Source organism: Pseudomyxococcus flavus, from assembly GCF_050038885.1.
Lineage (GTDB): Bacteria > Myxococcota > Myxococcia > Myxococcales > Myxococcaceae > Myxococcus > Myxococcus flavus.
Map to the genome: position 1 here is coordinate 7693158 of NZ_CP143624.1, position 26557 is coordinate 7719714.

33 protein-coding genes are annotated in these 26557 nt (G+C 67.1%); 28 read left to right on the top strand and 5 right to left on the bottom strand.

Annotated features, from left to right (window positions below; genetic code table 11):
- Positions 1-67: 67 nt before the first annotated feature.
- The 5 genes from VZL07_RS32200 to VZL07_RS32220 all read right to left on the bottom strand — a co-directional run bounded on the left by VZL07_RS32200 (position 68) and on the right by VZL07_RS32220 (position 8226).
- Positions 68-2623: a 1-acyl-sn-glycerol-3-phosphate acyltransferase gene (locus VZL07_RS32200; protein ID WP_426751782.1), complete on the bottom strand. Its 2556-nt coding sequence runs from the start codon at positions 2621-2623 to the stop codon at positions 68-70.
- Between the two features lie 12 nt (positions 2624-2635).
- A complete protein-coding gene (gene argS / locus VZL07_RS32205; protein WP_426751783.1) occupies positions 2636-4357 on the bottom strand; it encodes an arginine--tRNA ligase in 1722 nt (573 codons plus the stop codon).
- A 75-nt stretch (positions 4358-4432) separates the two neighbouring features.
- Complete coding sequence (locus VZL07_RS32210; protein ID WP_426751784.1) at positions 4433-6133, bottom strand: ATP-binding response regulator; 1701 nt, start codon at positions 6131-6133, stop codon at positions 4433-4435.
- A gap of 100 nt (positions 6134-6233) precedes the next feature.
- Positions 6234-6965: a HEAT repeat domain-containing protein gene (locus VZL07_RS32215; RefSeq protein WP_426751785.1), complete on the bottom strand. Its 732-nt coding sequence runs from the start codon at positions 6963-6965 to the stop codon at positions 6234-6236.
- 91 nt (positions 6966-7056) lie between these two features.
- Positions 7057-8226: a DnaJ C-terminal domain-containing protein gene (locus tag VZL07_RS32220; protein WP_426751786.1), complete on the bottom strand. Its 1170-nt coding sequence runs from the start codon at positions 8224-8226 to the stop codon at positions 7057-7059.
- A 112-nt stretch (positions 8227-8338) separates the two neighbouring features.
- Here VZL07_RS32220 and VZL07_RS32225 point away from each other — a divergent pair, with 112 nt between their 5' ends.
- The 28 genes from VZL07_RS32225 to VZL07_RS32360 all read left to right on the top strand — a co-directional run bounded on the left by VZL07_RS32225 (position 8339) and on the right by VZL07_RS32360 (position 26405).
- Positions 8339-9037: a hypothetical protein gene (locus tag VZL07_RS32225; protein WP_426751787.1), complete on the top strand. Its 699-nt coding sequence runs from the start codon at positions 8339-8341 to the stop codon at positions 9035-9037.
- Positions 9034-9528 carry a ribosomal protein S18-alanine N-acetyltransferase gene (gene rimI, locus VZL07_RS32230; protein WP_426751788.1) on the top strand — a complete coding sequence of 165 codons (495 nt, stop codon included), beginning with the start codon at positions 9034-9036 and terminating at the stop codon, positions 9526-9528. Before VZL07_RS32225 ends, rimI begins: the two co-directional genes overlap by 4 nt.
- Positions 9529-9749: 221 nt before the next feature.
- A complete protein-coding gene (rpsL, locus tag VZL07_RS32235; RefSeq protein WP_002637381.1) occupies positions 9750-10121 on the top strand; it encodes a 30S ribosomal protein S12 in 372 nt (123 codons plus the stop codon).
- A gap of 154 nt (positions 10122-10275) precedes the next feature.
- Positions 10276-10746 carry a 30S ribosomal protein S7 gene (gene rpsG, locus VZL07_RS32240; RefSeq protein ID WP_426751789.1) on the top strand — a complete coding sequence of 157 codons (471 nt, stop codon included), beginning with the start codon at positions 10276-10278 and terminating at the stop codon, positions 10744-10746.
- A gap of 144 nt (positions 10747-10890) precedes the next feature.
- Positions 10891-12966, top strand: a complete 2076-nt coding sequence (gene fusA, locus VZL07_RS32245; RefSeq protein ID WP_426751790.1) for an elongation factor G — start codon at positions 10891-10893, stop codon at positions 12964-12966.
- A 144-nt stretch (positions 12967-13110) separates the two neighbouring features.
- Entirely contained in the window at positions 13111-14301 is a 1191-nt protein-coding gene (gene tuf / locus VZL07_RS32250; RefSeq protein WP_426751448.1) for an elongation factor Tu, read from the top strand.
- Between the two features lie 200 nt (positions 14302-14501).
- A complete protein-coding gene (rpsJ, locus tag VZL07_RS32255; RefSeq protein WP_002633608.1) occupies positions 14502-14810 on the top strand; it encodes a 30S ribosomal protein S10 in 309 nt (102 codons plus the stop codon).
- 53 nt (positions 14811-14863) lie between these two features.
- Complete coding sequence (rplD, locus tag VZL07_RS32260) at positions 14864-15487, top strand: 50S ribosomal protein L4 (RefSeq protein WP_426751791.1); 624 nt, start codon at positions 14864-14866, stop codon at positions 15485-15487.
- Positions 15484-15777, top strand: coding sequence for a 50S ribosomal protein L23 (locus VZL07_RS32265; protein WP_002633606.1), 294 nt, complete (start codon positions 15484-15486; stop codon positions 15775-15777). The genes rplD and VZL07_RS32265 overlap by 4 nt, the downstream gene beginning before the upstream one ends.
- A gap of 34 nt (positions 15778-15811) precedes the next feature.
- Positions 15812-16657 carry a 50S ribosomal protein L2 gene (rplB, locus tag VZL07_RS32270; protein WP_426751792.1) on the top strand — a complete coding sequence of 282 codons (846 nt, stop codon included), beginning with the start codon at positions 15812-15814 and terminating at the stop codon, positions 16655-16657.
- Between the two features lie 9 nt (positions 16658-16666).
- Positions 16667-16954, top strand: coding sequence for a 30S ribosomal protein S19 (rpsS, locus tag VZL07_RS32275; RefSeq protein WP_002633604.1), 288 nt, complete (start codon positions 16667-16669; stop codon positions 16952-16954).
- A gap of 35 nt (positions 16955-16989) precedes the next feature.
- Positions 16990-17334, top strand: a complete 345-nt coding sequence (gene rplV, locus VZL07_RS32280) for a 50S ribosomal protein L22 (protein ID WP_013939877.1) — start codon at positions 16990-16992, stop codon at positions 17332-17334.
- Positions 17335-17375: 41 nt separating this feature from the next.
- Positions 17376-18038 (top strand): 30S ribosomal protein S3, encoded by a 663-nt coding sequence (gene rpsC, locus VZL07_RS32285; RefSeq protein WP_426751793.1) that lies wholly within the window; start codon positions 17376-17378, stop codon positions 18036-18038.
- Positions 18039-18104: 66 nt separating this feature from the next.
- Entirely contained in the window at positions 18105-18524 is a 420-nt protein-coding gene (gene rplP / locus VZL07_RS32290) for a 50S ribosomal protein L16 (RefSeq protein ID WP_426751794.1), read from the top strand.
- A 45-nt stretch (positions 18525-18569) separates the two neighbouring features.
- Complete coding sequence (gene rpmC / locus VZL07_RS32295; RefSeq protein ID WP_426751795.1) at positions 18570-18782, top strand: 50S ribosomal protein L29; 213 nt, start codon at positions 18570-18572, stop codon at positions 18780-18782.
- Positions 18783-18864: 82 nt separating this feature from the next.
- Complete coding sequence (rpsQ, locus tag VZL07_RS32300; protein WP_426751796.1) at positions 18865-19191, top strand: 30S ribosomal protein S17; 327 nt, start codon at positions 18865-18867, stop codon at positions 19189-19191.
- A gap of 67 nt (positions 19192-19258) precedes the next feature.
- Entirely contained in the window at positions 19259-19627 is a 369-nt protein-coding gene (gene rplN / locus VZL07_RS32305; protein WP_002633598.1) for a 50S ribosomal protein L14, read from the top strand.
- A gap of 43 nt (positions 19628-19670) precedes the next feature.
- Positions 19671-20006 carry a 50S ribosomal protein L24 gene (gene rplX, locus VZL07_RS32310; protein ID WP_426751797.1) on the top strand — a complete coding sequence of 112 codons (336 nt, stop codon included), beginning with the start codon at positions 19671-19673 and terminating at the stop codon, positions 20004-20006.
- A gap of 181 nt (positions 20007-20187) precedes the next feature.
- Positions 20188-20841: a 50S ribosomal protein L5 gene (gene rplE / locus VZL07_RS32315; protein ID WP_426751798.1), complete on the top strand. Its 654-nt coding sequence runs from the start codon at positions 20188-20190 to the stop codon at positions 20839-20841.
- Between the two features lie 27 nt (positions 20842-20868).
- The gene (locus VZL07_RS32320) at positions 20869-21054 is read left to right on the top strand and encodes a type Z 30S ribosomal protein S14 (RefSeq protein WP_002633595.1); all 186 of its coding nucleotides are present in this window, start codon (positions 20869-20871) and stop codon (positions 21052-21054) included.
- A gap of 188 nt (positions 21055-21242) precedes the next feature.
- Complete coding sequence (gene rpsH, locus VZL07_RS32325; protein WP_426751799.1) at positions 21243-21659, top strand: 30S ribosomal protein S8; 417 nt, start codon at positions 21243-21245, stop codon at positions 21657-21659.
- Between the two features lie 64 nt (positions 21660-21723).
- On the top strand, positions 21724-22290 hold the full coding sequence (rplF, locus tag VZL07_RS32330) for a 50S ribosomal protein L6 (RefSeq protein WP_426751800.1): 567 nt from the start codon (positions 21724-21726) through the stop codon (positions 22288-22290).
- Positions 22291-22398: 108 nt separating this feature from the next.
- Positions 22399-22755: a 50S ribosomal protein L18 gene (gene rplR, locus VZL07_RS32335; protein ID WP_426751801.1), complete on the top strand. Its 357-nt coding sequence runs from the start codon at positions 22399-22401 to the stop codon at positions 22753-22755.
- Positions 22756-22771: 16 nt separating this feature from the next.
- Positions 22772-23293: a 30S ribosomal protein S5 gene (gene rpsE / locus VZL07_RS32340; protein ID WP_002633591.1), complete on the top strand. Its 522-nt coding sequence runs from the start codon at positions 22772-22774 to the stop codon at positions 23291-23293.
- A gap of 3 nt (positions 23294-23296) precedes the next feature.
- Positions 23297-23566 (top strand): 50S ribosomal protein L30, encoded by a 270-nt coding sequence (gene rpmD, locus VZL07_RS32345; protein ID WP_426751802.1) that lies wholly within the window; start codon positions 23297-23299, stop codon positions 23564-23566.
- Between the two features lie 20 nt (positions 23567-23586).
- Entirely contained in the window at positions 23587-24114 is a 528-nt protein-coding gene (gene rplO / locus VZL07_RS32350; protein WP_426751803.1) for a 50S ribosomal protein L15, read from the top strand.
- 134 nt (positions 24115-24248) lie between these two features.
- Positions 24249-25595, top strand: a complete 1347-nt coding sequence (gene secY, locus VZL07_RS32355) for a preprotein translocase subunit SecY (RefSeq protein WP_426751804.1) — start codon at positions 24249-24251, stop codon at positions 25593-25595.
- A gap of 162 nt (positions 25596-25757) precedes the next feature.
- Positions 25758-26405, top strand: coding sequence for an adenylate kinase (locus VZL07_RS32360; protein WP_426751805.1), 648 nt, complete (start codon positions 25758-25760; stop codon positions 26403-26405).
- Positions 26406-26557: the final 152 nt, after the last annotated feature.

The window sequence follows — 26557 nt, forward strand, 5'->3', positions numbered from 1 at the left end:
GCGAGTTGACGACAGCGCCCCGAGGCACGGTGCCCCGCCCGCGTTCGCGGGCGGTTCAGGGGGCGCATCAGGCCCGCTTCAGGTACTCGCGGATGTCGTCGGCGAGCTGCGTCCGTGCCTGCGGCTCGGTGGCCGCGGGTCCCAGCGACAGCTTCTTGTCGGCCTCGGTGAGCAGCTTCTGGTCCAGCAGGAAGGCCACCGCGTTCTCCAGCGTCACCTTGGCCAGGGACTCGGAGGCGGTGATGCGGCCGGCGTGGTACTCCGCGCGGCCCGTCTCCAGGGCCAGCTTGACGAAGCTCTTCCGGTCCTCGGCGATGCCGTTGGCCACGTCCTGCATCGTCATGGCCGCCAGGAGGTACGCCTCCAGGTAGTCCCGCAGCATGTCCGCCAGGAACTCCAGGTCCGGGCGGGCATGGGCCTCCGGCGCCACGCGGAGCGTCTCGTTCTCCTCGAGCACCAGCCCCATGCGCTCCAGCCGCTCCACCGTCTCCGCGAAGATGGAGTCGAAGGTGGTGCCCACCCGGTAGATGAACTCCACCTTGAACAGACGCGACAGGAAGAGCGCGCGCTCCTTCACCGTGTCGTAGGGCGCGGGGCTCCCGCTGGCGAGAATGGCGTTGGCCACGAGGCTCCGCGAGGCCACCAGGTTCATCAGCGTGTTCTTGTAGAAGGACATCTCCGGGCGGCGGGCGTCCTCCACCTGGTAGATGACCTCGCCGCGCGCTTCCTGGGTGCGCACCATCTCATCGTCGATGAAGGTGCGCATCGCGTCCTGGATGGGGCCCAGCGTCTCCGGGTTGCTGGGCGCGTTGCGCATCTCCACCGATTGCGGAGCGCCTTCCTCCACGGCGATGCGGCGGAGGATGTTGATGCGGTCCGCCATCTCCCGCTGCGTCAGGCCGCGGCGGCGGTGGGAGAGCAGGGCGGTGCTGACCAGCGCGTGCGGCGTCACCGTGGACACCTTGCTGATGCCGTACATCACCCGGTTGCCCAGCGCACGCACGAGCCCCTTCTTCTGCTCGTCCGACACAGGCTCGTCGGGGTTGATGCCACGGGCCTTCATGAATTCGCGCAGCGAGATGGGCTCGTCGAAGCCCAGGTGGATGCGGCCATAGCGGGCCGCCAGGACCTTGGGCGCGCTGAGGAGCGCCTTGATGTCCTCGGGCTTCTTCTCGCCTCCCGCCAGCTCCTTCGAGTAGCTGCTGGACTCGACGACCTTCTCGTAGTCGATGGCCACCGGCACGAAGATGAGGTCGTCTCGGGCGCCCTCCAGCACGGACTCCACCTGCCAGGTGAACATGCCCAGCTTGGGCAGCAGCAGCTTGCCGGTGCGAGAGCGGCCGCCCTCCGGGAAGAACTCCTGGTGGATGCCGTCGTGCACCAGCTTGCGCACGTAGGCCTTGAACGACGCGGCGTAGACCTTGTCCCCCTTGAACGAGCGCCGGAGGAAGAAGGCGCCGCAGCGGCGGAAGAAGGTCCCCAGGGGCCAGAAGGAGAGATTGGCGCCCGCGGCCACCAGGGGCACGGAATAGCCCCGGTTCCACAGCACCCAGCTCATCACCAGGTAGTCGACGTGGCTCTTGTGGCTGGGGCACAGGACGATGGGCGCGCGGCCCGCGGCCTTGAGCGCCCGGTGCAGGCCCGCCTCGTCCACGTGCATGCCGTCATAGATGCGGTTGAACACCCACTCCAGCACCGGCGAGGTGAACGCCAGGGCGGTGGGGCTGGGCTTGGCGGCGATGGCCTCCAGGTTCCGCCGCGCCTCGCGCAGCACGCTCTCGGGCTTGCGGCCCGACTCGGCGGCGCATTCGTCCACCACCTTGCGCAGGGCGCGGTCGCGCAGCGTCTCCTCGATGATGCGGGAGGCGGGCTTCACGGGCGGACCGAACACGGCCCGCGTCTCTCGCGCGAGGTGGACGTGGAGGCTGCTGCGCACCTTGCGGGCCAGCACCTCGTCCGAGTCGCGCGGGTTGTCCGCCACGAAGCGCTGCAGGTCGATGGGCTCGCCCACGCGGAACTGCGCGCGCTTGTAGTTGCGGAAGAAGGCCAGCATGGAGTGCAGGAAGCCCGGCGCCTCCGGGCTCCCGAACACCACGTCCACCCAGTTGGGCTTGAGCCGCGCGGGCCGCTTCTCCCAGACGAACAGCTCCGGCACCAGGTACACGGGCCGGTCGGACTGGCGCGCCATGGCCACCAGGGCGGGGAAGGGGTCCTCGCGCGTCTCCTTGCCAGAAGGGCTGAGCAGGGCGGTGCGGCGGAGGAACACGAGCCCGCTGCCGCCCGCCTGCCGGGCGTGCTCGAAGCGCTGGAGGAAGTCACCGCGCTGTTTCGTCTGCCGCCAGGGCCTGGTGAACCAGGGCCGCAGGTTCACCACGGCGCGCACGGGCGGAAGCGCCCGGCGCACCATGGCCCACGTCAGGTAGAGGAAGTTCACCCAGGCGGTGGTGCGCATGACGTGCACCACGAAGCCCTTGGCGTGCAGGTTCCGGAGCTCCGTCTCGGACTCCGGCGGGAAGTGCACGCTCTCCAGGTAGCGCGTTCCCAGCGCCCGGCCCATGGGGCCGAATTCGTCCTTCAACAAGGACGCTCCCCGATTCGCAGACTGTGACAGCGCGGTCTCCAAGGATGCTCCTGGCTACATGTTGTCGGGCGTGGGAATGCCCAGCAGCGTCAGCCCAGCGGCCAGCGTAACCCGAGCGGCGTCAATCAGGGCGAGTCGCGCAGAACGCAGTGCGTCATCCCCTTCGACGTTGATGCGCTTGTCGCGCTCCTGGTTGCCGAGCGTGTAGTAGCGGCTGAGGGCCGAGGCCACGTCGAGCAGCAGCCGGGCCACGAGGCTGGGCTCGTACTGCTCCGCCGCGTCGCGGACCACCTCGGGCAGGCGCATGATTTCACGCAGCAGGGCCTGCTCCTCGGGGAGCGTCAGCAGCCCCGCGTCGTAGCTTGCCGGCGCGCCCCCGCCCTTGCGCAGCACGTTGACGGCGCGTGCGTGGGCGTACTGGAGGTAGGGACCGGTGTGGCCCTCGAAGCTGAGCACCTCGTCCCAGTCGAAGGTGTAGTCGCTGGCGCGCTTGTGCTTGAGGTCGCCGAAGGCGATGGCGCCCAGGGCAATCTGCTCGGAGAGGGCGTCCGCGTCATCCGTCTGGATGCGCCCGGCCTCCACGTTCTCCCGCACCTTGACGGACACGCGCTCGCGCGCCTCGTCCAGCACGTCGTTGAGCTGCACCACCTGTCCCTTGCGCGTGCTCATGCCGTGGATGCGGCCGAACGCGACGTGGACGGCGCGGTCCGCCCAGGGCAGGCCCATCTCCTTCAGCGTGCGGAACACCTGCCGGAAGTGCAGCGCCTGGTCCTGCGCGACGACGTACAGCGACTTGTCGAAGTGGAAGCGCTCGTAGCGGTCCTGCGCGGCGGCCAGGTCACGCGTGGCGTACAGCGTGCTGCCGTCGTTCTTCTTCAGCAGGATGGGCGGCTCGTTCTCCGCGTAGGGCAGGTCGACGATGAGCGCGCCCTGCGACTCCTTCACGCCGGGCTTCTGGGCAATCTGGTCGATGACCGCATCCATCTTCCCCTGGTAGCGGCTCTCGCCCTCGATGTGCTCGAACTCGATGCCCATCCGCTCGTAGATCTTCTTGAAGCCCTTGATGCTCGTGTCGCGGAACTGGTTCCAGAGCTTGAGGGCCTCGGCGTCACCGGCCTCCATGCGGCGGAAGAAGGCGCGGGCCTTCTCGTCGAACTCGGGCTCGGCCTCGGCGCGCTTGTTGGCCTTGACGTACACCTCCACCAGGTGGGCCATGTCGTCGATGCGGGCCGGGTCGCCGTACTCCTGGAAGCCCACGGCCACCAGGCCGAACTGCTTGCCCCAGTCGCCCAGGTAGTTGATGCCCTCCACCCGCCAGCCCAGCGCCCGGTAGATGTTGGCGATGCAGTGGCCGAGGAACGTCGTGCGGATGTGGTGGAAGCCAATGGGCTTGGCGATGTTCGGCGACGAGTAGTCGATGACCACTGTCTTGCCGCGGCCCGCGTCGTCGTCACCGCCATAGCGGATGCCCGCGGCGCGCGCGGCGTCGATGACCTCCGCCGTGAAGGGCAGGGGGGCGAAGCGCGCGTTGACGTAGGGGCCCACCGCCTTGATGTCGAGCCCGGGGACGCTGAGCGACTGCGCCAGTCCGGCGGCGATGGCGGGTGGGGCCTTCTTCTGGGCCTTGGCGAGAGGGAAGGTGGCGAAGCTGAGGTCGCCGTGCGCCGGCTCGGCGGGCTTGACCTGGGCTTCGATGTCGGCCGCCGGCACGCCCAGGGCACTGGCAAGAGCCTGGGCGAAAGCGGCGCGGTAACGGGAGTAGACGGAAGTGCTCATGGGACCGCGCGGATACTAGACAAACCGAGGTGGCTTCCGGCCACCTCTTGTGCGCTCCCGTAGCGAATCCGCCACTCAGGGAACGGCGGGGGCCCGGCGGCTGGGCCGGACCACCGCGGACACGGTGTCCAGCAGCTTGGGCAGGTTGAGAGGCTTTTCGAAGAAGCCGTCAATGCGCTCCAACCCCTGGCCCGAGGTGAGGGAGGCCACCTCGCTGGCTCCGGAGATGATGTACACGACGATGTCCGCCAGCGACGCGTTGCCACGGATGAAGCGGAGCACCGACTGCCCGTCCTCTTCGCTCAGCCGCAGGTCGAGCAGGACCATGGCCGGCCGGATGTGGGAGAGGATGGACCGGGCCTCCGAGGCGCCCGAGGTGGCCATCACCCGGTAGCCCTCCTGCTCCAGCACCTGCTGGAGCACCTCGCGGCAGTCGGCGTCGTCCTCCACCAGCAGGATGCCGCCGGACTTGGGGGCCGCCTGCGCCATCTCCGGCGCGCTGACGGCTCCGGCGAACATCGGGAGCACCATCTGGAAGGTGCTGCCCTCGCCGAGCACGCTGGCGCTCTCCATCCGTCCGCCGTGAAGGGCGACAATCTTCCCCACCAACGGCAGTCCCAGCCCCGCGCCGGGGGGCCGGGGCATGCCGGGGGTGGCGCGGTAGAAGGCGTCGAACACGTGCTCCAGCGCCTCGCTGGACATGCCCGGCCCGCTGTCCTTCACGGTCAGCATGGCCAGCCCGTCCTCGGAGGACACGCGCACCTCGACGGTGTCGTCGGCCTCGCTGTGGTGGATGCCGTTCTCCACGAGGTTGTGGATGGCCTCGGCGATGCGCTCGCGGTCGCCGCGGACGAAGACTTCGGGGCAGGGGGGAATCACCACCCGGACCTTGCAGTGCTCCGCCAGGGCACCCAGTGCACGGACCACTTCCTCGGCCACCGCCTTGAGCCCGAAGGGCCGCTGGTTGAGCTGCATCTTCCCGGACTGGAGCCGGGACATGAGCAGCAGGTCGTTCACCATGCGCAGCATGCGGTCCGAGTTCCGGTCGCAGATCTGCACCGCGCGCCGCTGGGCGTCCGTGAGGGGCCCCAGCTTCTCGCGGCCCATCATCGCCAGGTAGGACTTGATGGTGGTGAGCGGGTTCTTCAGGTCGTGCGAGACGTTGCCCAGGAGCTCCTCGCGGTTCTGCTCCAGACTCTTGAGTCCGGCGATGGCCGTTTGCAGGTCCTTGTTGCGTCGCGCGCTGTCATCGCGCAGGCGCGCTACCTCGTAGGCGGCCGTGAGCTGCGCGGCCAGTGACTGAAGCAGCGTGTCGGAGGGCTCGCGCCGGGCACCCAGCACCACCAGCACGCCGCCCACGCCCGAGGGGCCCTCGAGCGGCACGGCGATGGTGTCTCCGTCGCGCAGCAGGGCCTTCTGCGAGAAGGCCTTGCCCACCACGCCCTCTCCGGGGACGGCTGCCGTCACGCGGTCGTCGTAGCGGCCCCGCACGTGCTCGACGTGGAGCTGCTCCCGGGACGGGAAGTAGCGCGCCACGTAGCAGACCTTTGGCTTCAGCAGCGTGTGGAGCGTCTGCAGATGGGAGCGGAGCGCCTCGGTGGGCCCCGCGTTGTCCGTCAGGTGCCGCGCCATCTCCAGCAGGGCGCGGTGGGCGGCATCCGCATCCACCGGGGGAACCGGCTTCGCTGCACGCTTCTTGGGAGTCTTCTTCGTCGCCTTCGCAATCGGACGCAGCGGTACGACTTCCGCCAGCGTCGCCTTCTTCTTGGAGCGCACGGGTGAATCCTCGCTCAACTTCCGCGCGCATGGGAACGGCCCCCGCCCTCCGGGGCCTTCCGGAGGACAGTGGCCGTGTCACCTGGACGACAGCCGGGGCTCAGGCCCGGCGCTGGATGCGCTGGTCGTTGCCCAGGGCGTAGGGCTCCACCAGGAGCGGCTGCACCTTCTCCTGGTAGCCCTCCACGGAGAAGCCGCCCTCGGCCAGGGCGCTCAGGGCGGAGGTCTGCACCCGGCGAGCCGTCTCGTCGGCGGTGAGCAGCTTCAGCATGGGCTCGCGCGCCGGCTCGTACTTGAAGGCGCCCAGCGCCTTGAGCGCGGCGATCTTCACGTCGTCGGACATGTCTTCCAGGAAGGGCACCACCACGGGGGGGATGCGAGGGTCCTGGCTCCCGGCCACATGGTGCAGCAGCACCACCTTCTTCTCCGGGTTGCGCGTGTAGTGGGCCGACAGGTGCTGGAGCGCGTCCACGCAGGCGGTGATGACCTCTTCCTCGGACGTCAGCTCACCCAGCAGACGAAGTGCCCACGACGCGGCCTGCTCGCTGGTCCGGAGGAACTCCAGGATGGGCGGTACGGCGACGTCCTTGCCGAAGCTCTTCACCAGCTCGAAGGTGTGCTCCTTCTCGTCGGCGTCCGTGGTGAGCGGGTCCACGGTGATGGTGAAGCGGCTGAGCAGCACCGTGACGGCCTCGGGGATCTTCATCTCCCCCAGCTGCTGAATGGCCTTCTGCCGGGTCGAGGGGTCACCGTACTTCTGAATGACCTTGGGCTTGAGCTTGAGGGCTTTCTCGGGGCCCGAGCCGCCCGTGAAGAAGTCAAAGAGGCCCATGTTCGCGTGTGCTCCGTTTGGTTCGGCGGCGTGAAGAGATGGGGCGCCGTCCGTCTATGACGGTGCGGCGCCCAGGACAAGAGGCAAGAGGTTAGAGCGTCAGCTCGCGGCGGACGTCACCCTGGTACGCCCGGGCAAGGGCCTCCGCGGCGGCCCGGGCTTCGGGGGTGGTCTCCTCGGGGACCTTCACCTGGAGGTGGAGGTACAGGTCGCCCGGCGTCCCGCCCTTGAGCGAGGGGACGCCGCGTCCCTTCAGCCGCATGCGGCGGCCCGATTGGGAATGCGGCAGCACCTTCACGGTGACTTCTCCCTGGAAGGTGGGCACGCGCACGTCGGCGCCCAGCAGGGCTTCGGACACCGTCACGGGCAGGTCGAGGTGCAGGTCGTCGCCCTCGCGGCGCACCAGCGGGTGTTCCGCCACCTCGGTCTCGATATAGAGGTCGCCCGGTGGCCCGCCGCGGGTGCCCGCCGCGCCCTGGCCCGCGAGCCGGACCTTGGAACCCGTCTGGACGCCGGCGGGGATCTTCACTGTCAGCCGGGTCTGCTCCTCACGGACGCCCGTGCCCCCGCACTGGGGGCAGGACGGCGCGGCCTTGCCCGTGCCGTGGCAGTTGGGGCAGGCGCCAGCGCTCCCGAACAGGCTCCCGGCCCGGCGCGCCCTTCCGGTGCCGTTGCAGACGGTGCAGGTGGTCACCGCGCCCGACGTGCCCCGGCCACTGCACGTGGCGCACCGGCCCGGACGGGTGATGGCGAGCTGGCGCTCGGTGCCGGAGACGGCCTCGGCCAGGCTGAGGTGGACGCGGGCGGAGAGGTCCTCACCGCGCTCCGGACCGGAGCTCCGGGCGCGCCGGCCGAACATCTCGCCGATGTCGAAGCCGCCCGCGGCGCCCGCGCCGCCACCCCGGCCTCCGAACAGATCGCCAAAGAGGTCGCCCAGGTCGAAACCCTCGGCGCCGTAGGGGATGCCCCCCGCGCCCGCGCTCCCGGCTGAGGCTTTGTAGGCCCGGTAGGCCTCCGCCTTCTTCTCGTCGAAACCAATCTTCTCCGCGTCGGGGCCGAACTCGTCGTACAGCTTGCGTTTCCTGGGGTCCGACAGCACCTCGAACGCGGAGCTGAGCTGCTTGAACTTCTCCTCGGCGGCCTTGTTGCCCGGGTTGACGTCCGGATGGTACTTGCGTGCCAGCTTGCGGTACGCCTTCTTGACGTCCTCCGCAGAGGCCGACCGGTCGACGCCGAGGATCTGGTAGTAGTCGTCCGCCATTTGTTCCCGCCGTGGTGTACCCGTCTGAACGTAACCAGCCGGTAGGCACGCGCCAGCACGGACTGTCCGAACCGTGCGAGATGTATAAAGTCGCCGGAGGATGAGGGAGCCCATGTCACCGCCTCGCTGGCTCGGAGCGGATACCCTGTGGTTGGCGGGCTGGCTCTCACTGATGCCCGCCGCGGGCGCCGCGGCCGCGCCTCCGTCCAGCGTGGAGGGCAGGGTGGCGGACCGGGTGGTCGCCATCATCGAGGGCCAGGTCCTCACCCTGAGCGAGCTCCGCTTCGAGGCGCGGGTGGCGCTCATCCAGCGAGGAGGCGGCCAGGCCCTGGACCTCCCGCTCGACGAGGACACGCTCCGGGGCGCCCTGGAGCTCATCATCAATCAGCGGGTCCAGGTCCTGAATGCGGACCGGCTCCAGGCGTTTCCGGCCGAGCCCGCCGAGGTCCAGGCGCGCCTGGCGGCCTTCCAGGCGGCGCTGGGGGGCGCCACGGCGTTGAAGCAGTTCCTGGCCCGCCATGACGTCGATGCCCAGGGGCTGGAGCAGGTGCTGGCCCGGGGCCTGCGGGCCGAGCGCATCCTGGACAGCCGCATCCGGCTGCGGGCGCAGGTGGGGGAGACGGAGGTCCGGCGGCACTACGAGCAGCACACGGAGGAGTACCCGGAGGGCTACGAGGCCGCTCGGGCCACCATCCGGGAGAAGCTGGTTCGGGAGCGGTATGGGGCGCTGGCGGCAGAGGAGCTGGCGCAGGTGCGGGCCTCGGCGCAGGTTCGCCGCGTGGCGCCGTTTGCCCGGGAGGGAAGTCGATGAGGCGGATGCGCGAGGAGCCGGCGCCTGGTGCCCGGCACGGCTACACCATCCGGCAGATGATGGCGGAGGACCTGCCCGCCGTCATGGCGCTGGAGCAGGCCGCGTTCAAGAACCCCTGGTCCCAGGACCTGCTCAAGCGGGAGCTGCAACACGAGTGGTCCACCATCCTCCTCGTGGAGGAGGAGCGGGAGGAAGGCCCCCCCGAGCTGCTGGGGCTGGCCATCTTCTGGATCGTCCATGATGAGGTGCACGTGCTGAACGTGGCCACCGCCCCCAAGCACCGGCGCCGGGGCGTCGCACGCGCCGTCATGGAAGAGGTCCTGGAGCGCGGCCGGGCCCGCCGCTGCACGCTGGCGACCCTGGAGGTGCGCAAGAGCAACGAGGCGGCGCTCCAGCTCTACCGTGCCTTCGGCTTCCGCCCGGTCGGCATCCGTCCGAACTACTACGTGGACGAGGGTGAGGACGCCGTGGTGATGGTCCTCGACTTCTAGCCGCACGCGGAGTAGACGACCGCCCCGTTGTAAACCGGCCGTGCGCAGGCGCATCGAGGCTGGGAATGGGACCTGGGGCCCTCGCCGGTTGTAGGCAAGGGCCAGGCCGTGCTTGACACGGATAGGCCCCTTCCTATACTCGCGCGCCTTTCCGTAGTCTTGTAGGTAGATATGCGCCGCCTCGTGTCTCTGGCGGCGACGAACCCGAAGAAGAGGTATCAGTGCCGACCATTAGCCAGCTGGTCCGCAAGGGCCGCGAGAAGCTCGTCGTCAAGGGCAAGAGCCCCGCGCTCAAGGAGTCCCCCCAGAAGCGTGGCGTCTGCACGCGCGTGTACACCACGACCCCGAAGAAGCCGAACTCGGCACTCCGCAAGGTGGCCCGTGTTCGCCTGACGAACGGGATCGAGGTCACGTCCTACATCCCCGGCGTGGGTCACAACCTCCAGGAGCACTCGGTGGTGATGATTCGCGGTGGCCGTGTGAAGGACCTCCCGGGTGTCCGCTACCACATCGTCCGTGGAACGCTGGACTCCGTGGGTGTGGCAGGCCGCAAGCAGAGCCGCTCGAAGTACGGTGCGAAGCGCCCGAGCTGATTCGGTCGTCTCGCGGATCACCTTCTGAATCGAAGTGTCCGGACGTTTCGCCCCGCACCCTGGGGAGCGTCCTCGAGAAGTTCCTCCAGCAGTACGTGAAGCCCCGTGAGTGCTCTCCCAAGAGGAGGGTGGGGCGTAAGGGAAGAGAGAAGAGATGCCTCGCCGTCGCGTAGTCGCCAAGCGCAAGATTCTTCCGGATCCGAAGTTCCAGGACCGGCTCGTCACCAAGTTCGTCAACGACCTGATGCGGAAGGGCAAGAAGTCCATCGCGGAAGGCGTTTGCTACGGTGCCTTCGCCCTCATCGAGGAGCGCGCGAAGGAAGACCCCCTCAAGACCTTCAAGAAGGCCCTCGACAACGTCAAGCCGGTGCTCGAGGTGAAGAGCCGCCGCGTCGGTGGCGCCACCTACCAGGTGCCCGTCGAGGTCCGTCAGGACCGCCGCGTGGCGCTCGGCATGCGCTGGATCATCACCTACTCCAAGGCGCGTGGTGAGAAGACCATGAAGGAGAAGCTGGCCGGCGAGATCATGGACGCCGCCAACAACCGCGGCAACGCGGTGAAGAAGCGTGAAGACACGCACAAGATGGCGGAGGCCAACAAGGCCTTCGCTCACTACCGCTGGTAGGCCCTCGAGGCTTCGCGGTCGCCGCCCGGATGCAGAGGATGCATCCGGGCGGTTTTGTTAGATGAAGCAGGTTCTCTGAAATCGTCCGGCCGGCAGGTGTCGAGGCCTTGGGCCCGCCCTTCCTACCTGGAGAGGTATTGAGTCATGGCCCGTGAGTACCCCCTCGAGCGCTACCGCAACATCGGCATCATGGCGCACATCGATGCCGGCAAGACGACGACCACGGAGCGCATCCTCTTCTACACCGGCGCCATCCATCGGATGGGCGAGGTGCACGAGGGCAACACCACCACCGACTGGATGGTGCAGGAGCGCGAGCGCGGCATCACGATCACGTCCGCCGCCATCTCCGCCTTCTGGAATCGGCGCGAGCAGCGCTACCGCGTGAACATCATCGACACGCCGGGGCACGTGGACTTCACCATCGAGGTGGAGCGCAGCCTGCGTGTGCTGGACGGCGCCATCGCCGTCTTCGACGCGGTGAACGGCGTGGAGCCGCAGTCCGAGACGGTGTGGCGCCAGGCGGACAAGTACAAGGTCCCCCGCATCTGTTTCATCAACAAGATGGACCGGGTGGGCGCGGACTTCGAGATGTCCGTGGGCACCATCCGCGAGAAGCTGGGCGCGCGGGCGGTCCGCATGCAGCTGCCGCTGGGCGCGGAGGAAAAGCACCGCGGCGTCATCGACCTGCTGAAGATGAAGGCCCTGGTGTTCCACGACTCGGAGCAGGGCAGCCGCTACGACGAGACGGACATCCCCGAGGAGCTCAAGGAGGCCGCCGAGGCCGCCCGCGCCGAGCTGCTCGAGGCCGCGGCCGAGCAGGACGACGCGCTCACGGAGAAGTTCCTGGAGGGGGTGGAGCTGACCGAGGACGAGATCCGGGGCGCCATCCGGAAGGGCTGCGTGGGCCTGAAGCTGTTCCCGGTGTTCTGCGGCTCGGCCTTCCGCCACAAGGGCGTGCAGCCGCTGCTGGACGCGGTGGTGGACTACCTGCCGAGCCCGCTGGAGGTCCCCCCCATCCACGGCAAGACGCCCAATGGCGAGGACGCCGTGCGCGAGACGCGGGACGACGCGCCCTTCAGCGCGCTGGCGTTCAAGATCATGAACGACCCCGCGTTCCAGTCCCAGACGCTGACCTTCCTCCGGGTGTACTCGGGCAAGCTGGAGGCGGGCTCTGCGGTGTGGAACTCGGTGAAGGGCAAGCGCGAGCGCGTCAGCCGGCTCGTGCAGATGCGCGCGGACAAGAAGGACGAGATCACCGAGTGCTACGCCGGTGACATCTGCGCGGTGGTGGGCCTGAAGCTGGCGGGTACGGGTGACACGCTCTGCGACGACAAGCACCCCGTCATCCTGGAGCGGATGGAGTTCCCTGAGCCCGTCATCGACATCGCCATCGAGCCCAAGTCGACGGCGGACCAGGACAAGATCCTCCAGTCGCTGCAGCGCCTGGCCATGGAGGACCCGTCCTTCCGCGTGAAGACGAACGAGGAGACGGGGCAGACGCTGATCGCCGGCATGGGCGAGCTCCACCTCGAGATCATCGTCGACCGCCTCCTGCGCGAGTTCAAGGTCGACGCGAACATCGGCAAGCCCCAGGTGGCCTACCGCGAGACGGTCACCTCGCAGGTGGAGATGGAAGGAAAGTACATCCGCCAGACGGGGGGCCGCGGTCAGTACGGCCACATCTGGCTGCGCGTGGCGCCCAACGAGCCGGGCAAGGGCTTCTCCTTCGAGAACAAGGTGACGGGCGGCGTGGTGTCCAAGGAGTTCGTCGAGGCCGTGAAGGCCGGCTGCGCCGAGGCCATGCAGAACGGCCCGGTGGCGGGCTACCCCATGGTGGACGTGAAGGTGGAGGCCTACGACGGCTCCATGCACGACGTGGACTCCAGCGAGATGGCGTTCAAGATCGCCGGTTCGCTGGCGTTCAAGGACGCCGTCCGCACGGCCGCGCCCGTGCTGCTCGAGCCCATCATGAACTGCGAGATCGTCACCCCCGAGGAGTTCATGGGCGACGTCATCGGCGACCTGAACGGCCGTCGCGGGAAGGTGCTGGGCATGAATCCCCGGCCTGGCCGCGTGCAGGCCATCCAGGCACAGGTCCCGCTGGCGGCCATGTTCGGGTACTCGACCGACCTGCGCAGCCGCAGCCAGGGAAGGGCGACCTACACCATGCAGTTCAGTCACTACGCGCCCGCGCCGAAGACGGCGCTCAACCGCTGAGTGCCCTCCGCCCGGCGGGGTGCCTGCCGGGCGATTTCAGTTGACGTTGTGGCAGCTTTGGAGCAGGACGCAGCACCTTCGCAGTTGTTTTCCGCGAGTCGAGACGTGCCGGGCTTCGGACCGGCAACCCCGTGAGGAGAGGCCATGGCCAAGGAGAAGTTCGAGCGTAACAAGCCCCACGTGAACATCGGCACGATCGGACACGTGGACCACGGCAAGACGTCGCTGACCGCCGCCATCACGAAGGTGCTGGCGAAGACGGGCGGCGCCACGTTCCTGGCGTACGACATGATTGACAAGGCGCCGGAGGAGCGTGAGCGCGGAATCACCATTTCGACGGCGCACGTGGAGTACCAGACGACGAACCGGCACTATGCCCACGTCGACTGCCCGGGCCACGCCGACTACGTGAAGAACATGATTACGGGCGCGGCGCAGATGGACGGCGCCATCCTGGTGGTGTCGGCGGCGGACGGCCCGATGCCGCAGACGCGTGAGCACATCCTGCTGGCGCGCCAGGTCGGCGTTCCCTACATCGTGGTCTTCCTGAACAAGGTGGACATGCTGGACGACCCCGAGCTGCGCGAGCTCGTGGAGATGGAAGTCCGCGACCTGCTGAAGAAGTACGAGTTCCCTGGCGACACCATCCCCATCATCCCGGGCTCCGCGCTCAAGGCGCTGGAGGGTGACACCAGCGACATCGGCGAGCCGGCCATCCTGAAGCTGATGGAGGCGGTGGACAGCTACATTCCGACGCCGCAGCGCGCGACGGACAAGCCCTTCCTGATGCCGGTGGAGGACGTGTTCTCCATCTCGGGCCGCGGTACGGTGGCCACCGGCCGCGTGGAGCGCGGTGTCATCAAGGTGGGCGAGGAAGTGGAAGTCGTCGGCCTGCGTCCGACGCAGAAGACGGTCGTCACGGGCGTGGAGATGTTCCGCAAGCTGCTGGACCAGGGCATGGCGGGCGACAACATCGGCGCGCTGGTGCGTGGCCTGAAGCGCGAGGACATGGAGCGCGGCCAGGTGCTGGCCAAGCCGGGCAGCATCACGCCGCACACCAAGTTCAAGGCGCAGATTTACGTGCTGTCGAAGGAGGAGGGCGGCCGTCACACCCCGTTCTTCAAGGGGTACCGTCCGCAGTTCTACTTCCGCACCACGGACGTGACGGGCACGGTGAAGCTGCCGGACAACGTCGAAATGGTGATGCCGGGCGACAACATCGCCATCGAGGTGGAGCTGATTACCCCGGTGGCCATGGAGAAGGAGCTGCGCTTCGCCGTTCGCGAAGGCGGCCGCACGGTGGGCGCCGGCGTCGTGTCGGACATCATCGCGTAGCGTAGACCCCCAGCGGCTCCCTGGGTTCCCATTTGGGGAATTTTCAGGGAGCTGATGGGAATCCAGTTGCACACCCTGGGGCGGGATGGTAGACACCGCGCCCCTTCGTTCTGAAGAAACGGCTCTGTGAAATCCAGGGGACGTCGGTCGTAACGCCCTCCCGCGGCAGAGGCAGAGTCCGTTCAAAGAGGTTCTTGCGAATGGCGACACAGAAGATCCGCATCCGGCTGAAGGCGTACGACTCGAAGCTCCTGGACCAGAGCGCGGGTGAGATCGTCGAGACGGCCAAGCGCACGGGCGCGAAGGTGGCCGGTCCGATCCCCCTTCCCACGCGCATCAACAAGTTCACGGTGCTGCGGTCCCCGCACGTGGACAAGAAGAGCCGTGAGCAGTTCGAGATCCGCACGCACAAGCGCCTGCTCGACATCCTCGAGCCCACGCAGCAGACGCTGGATGCGCTGATGAAGCTGGATCTTTCGGCTGGCGTTGACGTCGAGATCAAGTCCTAGGAAGCGGGTGGGCGTCCGAGTGGTTTCACTCCGACCCCCGCGAGGAAAGTGCCATGGCGAAGTTTGACGTAGTCGACCTGGATTTGAAGAAGGTGTCGGAGATCGAGCTCTCCGACGATGTCTTCGGCGCTCAGCCGAACGCCCACCTGTTCTACGAGGTGGCGAAGATGCAGCAGATCAACCGGCGCCGCGGCACGGTCGGGGTGAAGAACACCTCGCTGGTCAGCGGCGGCGGCAAGAAGCCCTGGAAGCAGAAGGGCACCGGTCGCGCCCGCCAGGGCTCCATCCGCGCTTCCCACTGGGTGGGCGGCGGTAAGGCGATGGCTCCCAAGGCTCGCGACTACTTCTACCGGCCGCCCCGTAAGGTGCGCCGCGGCGCCCTGAAGTCCGCGCTGTCCCTGCGGGCCCAGGAGAAGACGCTCATCATCCTGGATGGCTTCTCCCTGGATGCTCCGAAGAGCAAGCAGGCCTTCGAGGTCCTCACCAAGCGCTTGAAGCTCCAGAACGCGCTGGTGATCGACGACAAGGGCAACACCAACCTGCACCGCAGCGTGCGCAACCTGGCGAAGTTCGACGTGCTCCCGCCCGAGGGTCTCAACCTCGAGGCTGTTCTCCGGCACTCGCACCTCGTGCTCACGTCCGCGGCCGCGAAGACCCTCGAGGGGGCGCTGTCATGAATCTGAACGACGTCATCAAGGGCCCGCTCATCACCGAGAAGCTGGACAAGGCCCGCGAGAAGTTCCGGCAGTACTCGTTCATCGTCGACCGCAAGGCGACGAAGCACGACGTGGCCCGCGCGGTGGAGACGCTGTTCAAGGTCACCGTCGAGGGCGTGAACACCAACATCGTCCGCGGAAAGATCAAGCGGGTGGGTCGTAGCATCGGCAAGCGGCCCAACTTCAAGAAGGCGGTTGTGACGCTGAAGCAGGGCGACTCGATCGAACTCTTCGAGGGAGGGGCGGCCTGACGCCACGGCGTCGAGCCAGCCTGAGGAACACACCATGGGCATCAAGAAGTACAAGCCGACTAGCGCCGCCCGCCGTCTGATGACGGTGTCCGACTTCGCGGACATCACCAAGGACTCGCCCGAGAAGAGCCTCACCGAGCCGCTCAAGCGCTCCGGTGGTCGCAACGTCCACGGGCACATCACCCGCCGGCACCAGGGCGGCGGCCACAAGCGCCGCTACCGCGTCATCGACTTCAAGCGCCGGGACAAGGATGGCGTCCCCGCGAAGGTCGTGGCCGTCGAGTACGACCCCAACCGCACCGCCAACATCGCGCTGCTGCACTACGCGGACGGCGAGAAGCGCTACATCCTCGCTCCGGTGGGTCTGAGCGTGGGTGACACGGTGTTCGCCGGCGAGTCCGCGGACATCCGGCCTGGCAACAGCCTGCCGCTGCAGAACATCCCGGTGGGTACGGTCATCCACAACGTGGAGCTGAAGCCGGGCCGTGGCGCCCAGGTCATCCGCTCCGCCGGCACGTCTGGCCAGCTGATGGCGAAGGAGGACCGCTACGCGCAGGTGCGTATGCCCTCCGGCACCGTCCGCAAGGTCCTCATCGAGTGCCGCGCCACCGTGGGCCAGGTGGGCAACATCGAGCACGAAATCATCCGTATCGGCAAGGCGGGTAAGAGCCGCTGGCTGGGCATCCGTCCCACCGTCCGCGGTCTGGCGATGAACCCGGTCGACCACCCGCACGGCGGTGGTGAAGGCAAGTCCGGTCAGGGTAACCCGCACCCGGTGTCGCCTTGGGGCAAGAAGACCAAGGGTCTCACCACGCGCACCAACAAGCGCACTGACAAGTTCATCGTGTCCGGCCGCCGCCAGGGCGCGCGCAGCCAGTAAGAGGATTCCATGGCTCGTTCGATCAAGAAGGGTCCGTTCGTCGACGACTTCCTCGTGAAGAAGATCGAGGACATGATCAAGACGAACAAGAAGGCCGTCGTAAAGACGTGGTCCCGCCGCTCCACCATCCTTCCGGAGTTCGTGGGTCACACCTTCGCGGTGCACAACGGGAAGAAGTTCATCCCGGTGTTCGTCACGGAGAACATGGTTGGCCACAAGCTCGGCGAGTTCGCCCCGACGCGTACGTTCGGCGGTCACTCGGCGGAGAAGAAGGTCGCCAAGGCCCCGGGCAAGTAGCCTGGCGCATTGCCTGAGAGCCTGAGGAGAAGACCATGGAGTCGACTGCACATCTGCGTTTCCTGCGCATGAGCCCCCGCAAGATTTCCACCGTTGCGGAGCTCGTCCGGGGCAAGCCTGTCGAGGCGGCCCTCAACATCCTGAAGTTCACCAAGCGCGCCGCGGCCAAGCCGGTGGAGAAGCTCATCAAGAGCGCCGTGGCCAACGCGACTGACAAGTCCAAGGGCCAGGTCGACGTGGACACGCTCTACGTGAAGACCATCTCCGTGGACCAGGGCCCCACCCAGCGCCGGTTCATGCCGCGCGCCATGGGCCGGGCCACCCCTATCAAGAAGAAGACGGCCCACGTCCACGTGGTGCTCGCCGAGGCGAAGAAGTAGGACCCGTCGGGCCCTGCCCGGACGCTTCAAGGAGATTCACGTTGGGACAGAAAGTTCATCCGATCGGGTTCCGGCTGGGAGTCATCAAGACCTGGGACTCCAAGTGGTTCGAGCACAAGAACTACGCGCAGTGGCTCCATGAGGACATCCGCATCCGCGAGTTCGTGAAGAAGTCGCTGAACCACGCGGGCGTGTCCAAGGTGGAGATCGAGCGCGCCGCCAACAAGGTCAAGGTCAACGTCCACACCGCGCGGCCGGGCATCGTCATCGGCAAGCGTGGCGCGGGCATCGAGACGGTGAAGAAGGACCTCCAGCAGTTCACGAAGAACGAGGTCTTCCTCAACATCGTCGAGGTCCGCAAGGCGGAGACCGACGCGCAGCTCGTGGCGGAGAACATCGCCACGCAGCTCGAGCGCCGCATCGCCTTCCGCCGCGCCATGAAGAAGGCGCTGCAGACGGCCATGAAGTTCGGCGCCAAGGGTATCCGCGTGTCCTGCTCGGGCCGCCTGGGCGGCGCGGAGATGGCGCGCTACGAGTGGTACCGCGAGGGCCGCGTGCCCCTGCACACCCTGCGCGCGGACATCGACTACGGTTTCGCCGAGGCGAAGACGACCTACGGCAAGATCGGCTGCAAGGTCTGGGTCTGCAAGGGCGAGGTCCTCCCGGGCAAGGGCGGCCAGGCCCCCATGCCCTCCAACCGGTAATCAGCCCACCCGCACCGGGCGCTCTCTCTGGGAGCGTCCGGGGCAGGGCGGCGAAGGACAGCGACGATGCTTCAGCCTGCTCGTACGAAGTACCGCAAGATGCACAAGGGCCGCACGCCCGGCAGTGCCCACCGTGGTAGCGACATGACCTACGGTGAGTACGGCCTGATGAGCCTCCAGCCTGGGTGGATCACCTCCCGGCAGATCGAGGCGGCCCGTATCGCGATGACGCGTCACGTGAAGCGTGGCGGCAAGATCTGGATCCGTATCTTCCCGGACAAGCCCATCACCAAGAAGCCCGCTGAGACCCGTATGGGTACCGGTAAGGGTGGCGTGGAGTACTACGTCGCGGTGGTGAAGCCCGGCCGCATCCTCTACGAGATGGAGGGCATGACGCCGGAGGTGGCCACCGGGGCGCTGAAGCTGGCGCAGGCGAAGCTGCCGGTGCTCACGAAGATCGTGAAGCGGGCGGACCTGAGCCTCTAAGGCACCGAGCGGCGGGGGCCGGTCGTCAGGACGGCTTCCGCTCGCATGGAGAGAGAAATGGCGACTGCGAAGGAATTGAAGGAACTGTCGGCGGACGACCTGAAGCAGCGCGCGGCCGAGCTGCGCGAGACGCTGTTCCAGGACCAGCTGAAGCGGCGGACCGGTTCGCTGGACAACCCGGCCGAGCGCACCCAGCACCGACGGGACCTGGCGCGGGTTCTGACCGTGCTGACCCAGAAGACGAAGGCTCAGGGCTGAACCCCACGACTCCAAGCGCGCCCAGGTGAGTGAGGGGCGCGTGCGGCCATCCGGGCAGGAAGGCCCGGGTGCATGAGAGACAGTGAGAGAGAAGATGGCTGAAGCGACCGAGACGCAGGCTCCCGCGACTTCCACCCGTGGCCGTCCCAAGACGCGCGTGGGGATCGTCACTTCCAACAAGATGCAGAAGACGGTCGTCGTCACCGTCCAGCGCCGGGCTCCGCACCCGAAGTACGGGAAGATCATGAGCCTGCGCGAGAAGTACAAGGCGCACGTGGAGGACCACGACTACCCCAAGAAGATCACCATCAACGAGGGTGATCGGGTCCGGATCGCCGAGACCAAGCCCGCTTCGAAGGACAAGCGTTGGCGCGTGGTCGAGGTGCTGGAGAAGAGCAAGAACGTCTAGCACGCATGTCCCTTCCGCGTGGCCGTGAGGCGGCGCGGGACGGTCACCGGCGACAGGAGATTCCCAGATGATTCAGATGACGAGCGTGCTCGACGTGGCGGACAACTCGGGCGCGAAGAAGGTGTTCTGCATCAAGGTGCTCGGCGGCTCGAAGCGCAAGTACGCGTCCATCGGCGACGTGATTGTCGTGTCGGTGCGCGAGGCGCTGCCCAACTCGAAGGTGAAGAAGGGTGACGTGGCCAAGGCCGTCATCGTCCGCACCAAGCGCGAGGTGGGTCGTCCGGACGGCAGCTACATCAAGTTCGACGGCAACTCCGCGGTTCTCATCAACAAGGACATGGAGCCCATCGGTACGCGTATCTTCGGGCCTGTTGCCCGTGAGCTCCGCGCCCGCAAGTTCATGAAGATCATCTCGCTGGCGCCCGAGGTCCTCTGAGAGGACGGCAGGCCGGACGGCGAGCAGCCAGAGAGAGGAAGCCATGCAGAAGCTGAAGGTGGGAGACACGGTCCAGGTCATGGCCGGGGCCGAGGCCTCCGAGAAGAATCCGGCGACCAAGCGCGGCAAGGTGCTGAAGATCGATCGCGAGGCGGAGCGCGTGACGGTCGAGGGCCTGCGCCTGGTCAAGCGTCACTTGAAGAAGACGCCCCAGAGCCCCGAAGGCGGCATCGTCGAGAAGCCGGGCACGATCGCGCTGGCGAACGTGCAGGTGGTTTGCGCCAAGTGCGACAAGCCGACCCGGGTGGGCATCCGTACCGAGGGTGAAGAGGGCAAGAAGAAGCGGTTCTGCAAGAACTGCGACGCCCTGATTGACTAGGTGTCCGCGTTGGTGCATGTATGCGCGCCCTTTTCCCACCCGGGTGGTGGGGAAGGGCGGGCGTGCAGGCATTGGGGGCCCGTGGAGCAACAGGGGCCCTCGCGGTGTTTCCAGGTTCCAAACGAAGGACTGATCGGGCGTGCTGGGTCCACGACGGCGCCCCGAAGCAGAGGACAGGACGATGGCTGACGAGAAGAAGGCCGAGCAGAAGGAAAAGAAGGCGAAGCGCGGTAAGAAGGAAGAGGCCAAGAAGGTTGGCTTTGCCGCCAACATCGAGGAGGGCCTCGAGTCCAAGCCGGCGCGCCTGAAGGTGCGTTTCTTCAAGGAAGGTGTTCCCTCCCTCCTGAAGGAACTGAACCTGAAGAACCCGATGCAGGTTCCCCGGCTGGAGAAGATCGTCGTCAACATGGGTCTGGGCGAGGCGCTCGCCAACAACAAGATCCTGGAGTCGGCGGTGGATCAGCTCGCGGCGATCACCGGCCAGAAGCCCATCGTTACGCGCGCTCGCAAGTCCATCGCGAACTTCAAGCTGCGCCAGGGGCAGGCCATCGGTGCCGCCGTGACGCTGCGCGGCGACCGCATGTACGAGTTCATGGACCGCCTCATCACCGTGGCGCTGCCGCGCGTGCGTGACTTCAAGGGCGTGTCCCCCAAGGCGTTCGACGGGAAGGGCAACTACACGCTCGGCGTGCGGGAGCAGATCATCTTCCCTGAGATCAACTACGACCAGATCGAGAAGGTGAAGGGGCTCAACATCAGCTTCGTCACCACTGCGGTCAACGACGAGCAGGGGCTGGCGCTGATGCGTCACTTCGGCATGCCGTTCCGTCAGTAAGCCCTCGAGCCAAGGACCCGACGAAACATGGCCAAGCTCTCCAAGATCGCCCAGGCAAAGCGCAAGCCGAAGTTCTCGGTGCGCCAGTACAACCGCTGCCCGCTGTGTGGCCGGCCGCGCGCGTTCCTGCGCAAGTTCAAGATGTGCCGTATCTGCCTCCGCAATCGCGCCCTCCGCGGCGAGATCACCGGCGTCACCAAGTCGTCCTGGTAGTCGGAAGGGCAGGGCGCCTGGTCGGAAGCTCCCACCAGGCGCACTCGCGGTGGCTCCTCCGGAAGCCTCCGCACTGATGTCCGCAGTTCGAAGTGGCGGTCGCTGCGAACCCCCGGGATGGGCCCGGCAGGCGTAGTGGCTGCAAACGCGGGGCGCCCGGACAGGGGCCTCGCTTCGGAAGGTACTCCATGCCGGTCAATGATCCCGTCGGCGACATGCTGACCCGCCTGCGCAACGCTTCGCGCGCGCGTCACGACAAGGTCGTCATTCCCCACTCGAAGCTCAAGCTCGAGATCATCAAGGTCCTCAAGGACGAGGGCTACATCGGCGAGTACGTGGTTCACGAGCGCACCGTGCAGAACAAGCGCACCGTGTTCCCGGAGATCTCCGTGCAGCTGAAGTACGGCCCGGACCGCGCGCCCGCCATCACCGGCATCCGCCGCATCTCGAAGCCGGGTCTGCGCCGCTACGCGACCGTCCGCGAGATTCCTCAGGTGCTGGGTGGCCTGGGTATCTCCATTCTCTCCACCTCGCGCGGCGTCATGGTGGATTCCGAGGCCCGCAAGCAGAAGGTCGGCGGCGAGCTGCTCTGCACCGTCTACTAGCCAGCCGCCAGGGAGCGGCGCCCCGTGAGGGTGCGCCCCCCAGGCACAGAGGACCGAGGCAACCATGAGTCGGATTGGAAAACTGGCGATCAAGCTCGGCGACAAGACGAAGGCCGTCATCGCCGGCGAGCAGGTGAACTTCGAAGGCCCCAAGGGCAAGCTGTCGGTGAAGGTGCCTGGCAAGGTCAAGGTCGAGATCAAGGACGGCCAGGTGACGGTGCAGCGCGTGGATGACTCGCGCGAGGCGCGCAGCCAGCACGGCCTGACGCGCACCATCCTCGCGAACGCCGCGAAGGGTGTGACGACGGGCTTCGAGAAGAAGCTGGACATCCGCGGCGTCGGTTTCCGCGCCGAGGTGAAGGGCAAGGCCATTCACTTCGCGCTGGGCTACTCGCACCCGGTGGTCTTCAACCTGCCCGAGGGCGTGACGGCCGAGGTCGACAAGGCTCCCCGCACCGAGGACAGCCTGCCCACCGTGGGCCTGACGCTGCGCTCGTCGGACAAGGAAGTCCTGGGCGCGACGGCGGTGAACATCCGCTCGCTGCGTCCGCCCGAGCCGTACAAGGGCAAGGGCATCAAGTACGCCGAGGAGCGCATCCGCCGCAAGGAGGGCAAGACGGGTACGACCTAGTCGTTCCGCCTTCCCTGAGTGTTCCAAACTCCACCAGGTCCTCAGGCCCTGGTGGCATCATCCGGCGGCGGAAGGCCGCATCGCCGCCGGACGGAAAAGGAAGCAGCCATGCCTACGAAGATCGACGCCCGTCTCAAGAGGAAGAACCGCATCCGCAAGAAGCTGTCGGGAACGACGGAGCGGCCGCGGCTCACCGTTTACAAGAGCCTCAAGCACATCTACGCGCAGGTGGTGGACGACACCACGGGCAAGACGCTCGCGTTCGCCTCGTCGCTGTCCAAGGACCTGAAGGGTCAGGACGAGGGCGACAAGAAGGCGGATGCGAAGCGTGTTGGCACCCTGATTGCGCAGAAGTGCAAGGCCGCCAACGTCGAAGCGGTGGTGTTCGACCGCAACGGCTTCCCCTATCACGGGCGCATCGCCGCCGTGGCCGACGCCGCGCGCGAGGCCGGGCTGAAGTTCTAAGAAAGGAATCCCCCAAGTGGCAACTCCGATCAATCCGAACGATCTGGACCTCACCGACCGCGTGGTGAACATCAACCGCGTGGCGAAGGTCGTGAAGGGCGGCCGCCGTTTCTCGTTCGCCGCCCTCGTGGTGGTGGGGGACGGTGCCGGGCATGTGGGCGTCGGCCTGGGCAAGGCCAACGAAGTGCCCGAAGCCATCCGCAAGGGTGGTGAGAACGCGAAGAAGAACCTGTTCCGCGTTCCGCTCGTGGGTCACACGATTCCGCACGAGGTGCTCGGGCACTTCGGCGCTGGCTGGGTGCTGCTGAAGCCGGCCAGCCAGGGTACGGGCGTCATCGCCGGCGGCGCGGTTCGCGCGGTGCTGGAGGCGGCTGGTATCCGCAACATCCTGACGAAGAGCCAGGGGTCGCGGAACCCGCACAACGTGCTGAAGGCCACTGTCGCGGGCCTGAAGCTGCTGCGCAGCGCGGAGCAGGTCTCGCGCCTCCGTGGCAAGGACGTCGAGCCGGCGAAGCTCGCCGGGGAGCAGAGGGCTTAGTCCATGGCGCTCAAGGTGAAGCTGGTGAAGAGCTTTGCGGGTGCGTCCAGCGACATGCTGGACACCATCCGTGGGCTGGGCCTGAAGAAGTTCGGTGAGGAGCGGATCCTCAAGGACACGCCCGCGATTCGCGGCATGTGGTTCAAGGTGAAGCACCTGGTCACCCTGGAAACCGTTTCTGGCGAGGCGCCGGCGCCCAAGCGTCGCAAGCCGGCCAAGGTCGCCCTGCGTGAGCGGGCGCGCGCGTATCAGGCCAAGCAGAACCAGGCCTGAGTCACGAGAGGATCGAGACGATGAGCACTCTGAACAAACTGCAGCGTCCGGCGCGCTCGTGGCACCGCAAGAAGCGCGTGGGCCGCGGCCAGGGTAGTGGTCTTGGCAAGACGGCCGGCCGGGGTGGCAAGGGCCAGAAGGCCCGCACCGGCAACATGCGGTTCGAAGGCTTCGAGGGTGGCCAGAGCCCCCTGCAGCGGCGCCTGCCGAAGTTCGGCTTCACGCCGCCCAACCGCACCATCTACGCGGTCATCAACCTGTCGGACCTCGAGCAGCACTTCGACGCGGGCGCCACGGCGGACGTGGAGACGCTGCGCAAGGTCGGGCTGGTGAAGGGGCGCTACCACGGCGTCAAGCTGCTGGCCCGCGGCGAGCTGACCAAGAAGGTCACCGTGGTGGTGCACAAGGCCTCTGAGGCTGCCAAGGCGGCCATCCAGAAGGCGGGCGGTGCGGTGGAGGAGATTCCTCTGGTCGCCCACAAGCCGGAGTCCGCTGCCAAGGCCCACGCGGGCAAGGGCGTGAAGGCTCCTCGGCAGCCCCAGGCCTGAGCGTGTTAGGCACGCATCACTTGCTGGTGGTGCGTGTCGTTTCGCTTGTGTAGGCTTCTGCGCCCCTTTCCCGCTCGTGGAACAGGGGCGTTTTGTCGTCCTGGCAGAACCCTCTCGAAGAGGATGGCTACCCCGTGGCTCTGAACGCCTTCGCCAACGTCTTCCGTATCGCTGAGCTGCGCAGTCGGCTCGCGTATACGCTCGCGCTGCTCGCCGTCTATCGCATCGGCATCTTCATCAACACGCCAGGCGTGGACCGTTCGGCGATGAACGCGTTCATGGACGCCCAGAAGCAATCGGGCGGCCTCGTCTCGCTGTTCAACCTCTTCTCCGGTGGCGCACTGGAGCAGATGTCCATCTTCGGCCTGGGCATCATGCCGTACGTCAGCGCCTCCATCATCATGCAGCTGCTGGCCGTCGTGGTGCCCAGCCTGGAGCGCCTCCAGAAGGAGGGCGCGGGCGGCCGGCAGAAGATCAACCAGTACACCCGGTACGGCACCATCGTCCTGTCCATCATCCAGGGCGTGGGCATCTCCCGGTGGCTGGCGACGCTGGGCCGCTCGGACGGCGGTCAGGGTGGCTTCAACCAGGTGGTCGTCCCCGACGACAGCGTCTGGTTCACGTTCATGACGGTGATCAGCCTCACGGCGGGCACCGCGTTCATCATGTGGCTGGGCGAGCGCATCACCGAGCGGGGCATCGGCAACGGTATCTCGCTCATCATCTTCGCCGGCATCGTGGCGGGCCTGCTCCCGGGCGCCAAGACGCTGCTGGACCTGACCCAGAACGAGGTCATCTCGGTGGCCGGGGTCCTCGCCCTGGTCGTCTTCATGCTCGTCATCATCGCCGCGGTCGTCTACGTGGAGCGCGGCATGCGGCGCATCCCCATCCAGTATGCGAAGCGGATGGCGGGGCGCCGGATGTTCGCGGGCCAGGCGACGTACTTCCCGATGAAGGTGAACACCTCGGGCGTGATCCCGCCCATCTTCGCCGGCGCGGTGCTGTCCTTCCCCGCGACGCTGGGGACCTGGTTCCCGTTCCTGCAGGGCTTCCAGCGCGCCATCGAAGGCAACCTGTGGATCTACAACGGCCTGTTCGTCGTGATGGTCATCTTCTTCGCCTACTTCTACACGGCGCTGACGTTCCGGCCGGACGATGTGGCGGACAACATCAAGAAGCAGGGCGGCTACATTCCGGGTATCCGTCCTGGCCGTCAGACGGCTGAGTTCATTGAGCGTGTGCTCAACCGGCTCACGTTCGGTGGCGCCATCTACCTGTCCGTCATCTGCGTGATTCCGTCGGTCATCAGCGGTCTGCTCGGCGTGCCCTTCACCTTCGGCGGCACGGCGCTGCTCATCGTCGTGGGCGTTGCGCTGGACACGGTGCAGCAGATCGAGGGCCACCTCATCAGTCGTAACTACGAGGGCTTCGCCGGTCCTCGCGGCCCGCGCATCCGGGGCCGGGTGCGCGTGGCGGCCTGAGCCTCCGCGCGGGCGTACCAGGCGCCTCTCCCTGTCGCGGGGAGGGGCGCCTCGTCGTTCCAGGCTAGGTGTCGTTCAAGATATTCGCTGGTGCACACGGAGCGCGCGCGGAGGTTTGAGTCCTACGACTTCCGTGCCTTCCTTCGGAGCAGAGAGGAGCACATGAACCTGATCCTTTTGGGGCCGCCGAACGCGGGGAAGGGCACGCAGGCGAAGCGACTGTTCGCCGACTTCCAGATTCCCCAGATCTCCACCGGGGACATCCTCCGCAAGGCGGTTGCGGAGGGAACGGAGCTGGGCAAGGTCGCCGGTCCGCTGATGGCCGCTGGCCAGTACGTCCCGGATGACGTCGTCATCGGCATCGTCGAGGAGCGCCTCAAGGAGGCGGACGTCGCCAAGGGCTTTGTCCTGGACGGCTTCCCGCGGACGCCCGGCCAGGCGGATGCACTGGACAAGATGCTGAGCCGCCTGGGCAAGGAGCTCGACGCCGTCATCTCGCTCGAGGTGCCCCACGAGAAGCTCGTGGAGCGCGGCTCCGGGCGGCGGGTGTGCCCGGTGGATGGCAGCGTCTACCACGTGTACCAGAGCCCCCCGAAGCGGGCAGGCTACTGCGACAAGTGCAACACGGGCCTGGTCCAGCGGCCGGATGACATGCCGGAGGTCATCGAGAAGCGGCTGCAGAAGTACGACTCGGAGACGGCCCCGCTGAAGGCCTTCTATGCGAAGAAGGGCCTGCTGAAGAGCGTGGACGGCGTGGGGACGCCCGAGGGCATCTACGAGGAGATCAAGGCCGCCGCAGGAAAGGCCTGATCCACGGGCCTGGCGGGGCGGGCGCTGGCCTTGCGAGCGCCAGCCCGCTGGCTCCCCCTGCGGACATGGTGAGCTCCTCGCCTGCGCCTCCTGGACTCCCGGTAGGGTAGGACACAGGTTCACCCTGCAGTAGACCCCCAGGGCGTGGAGGC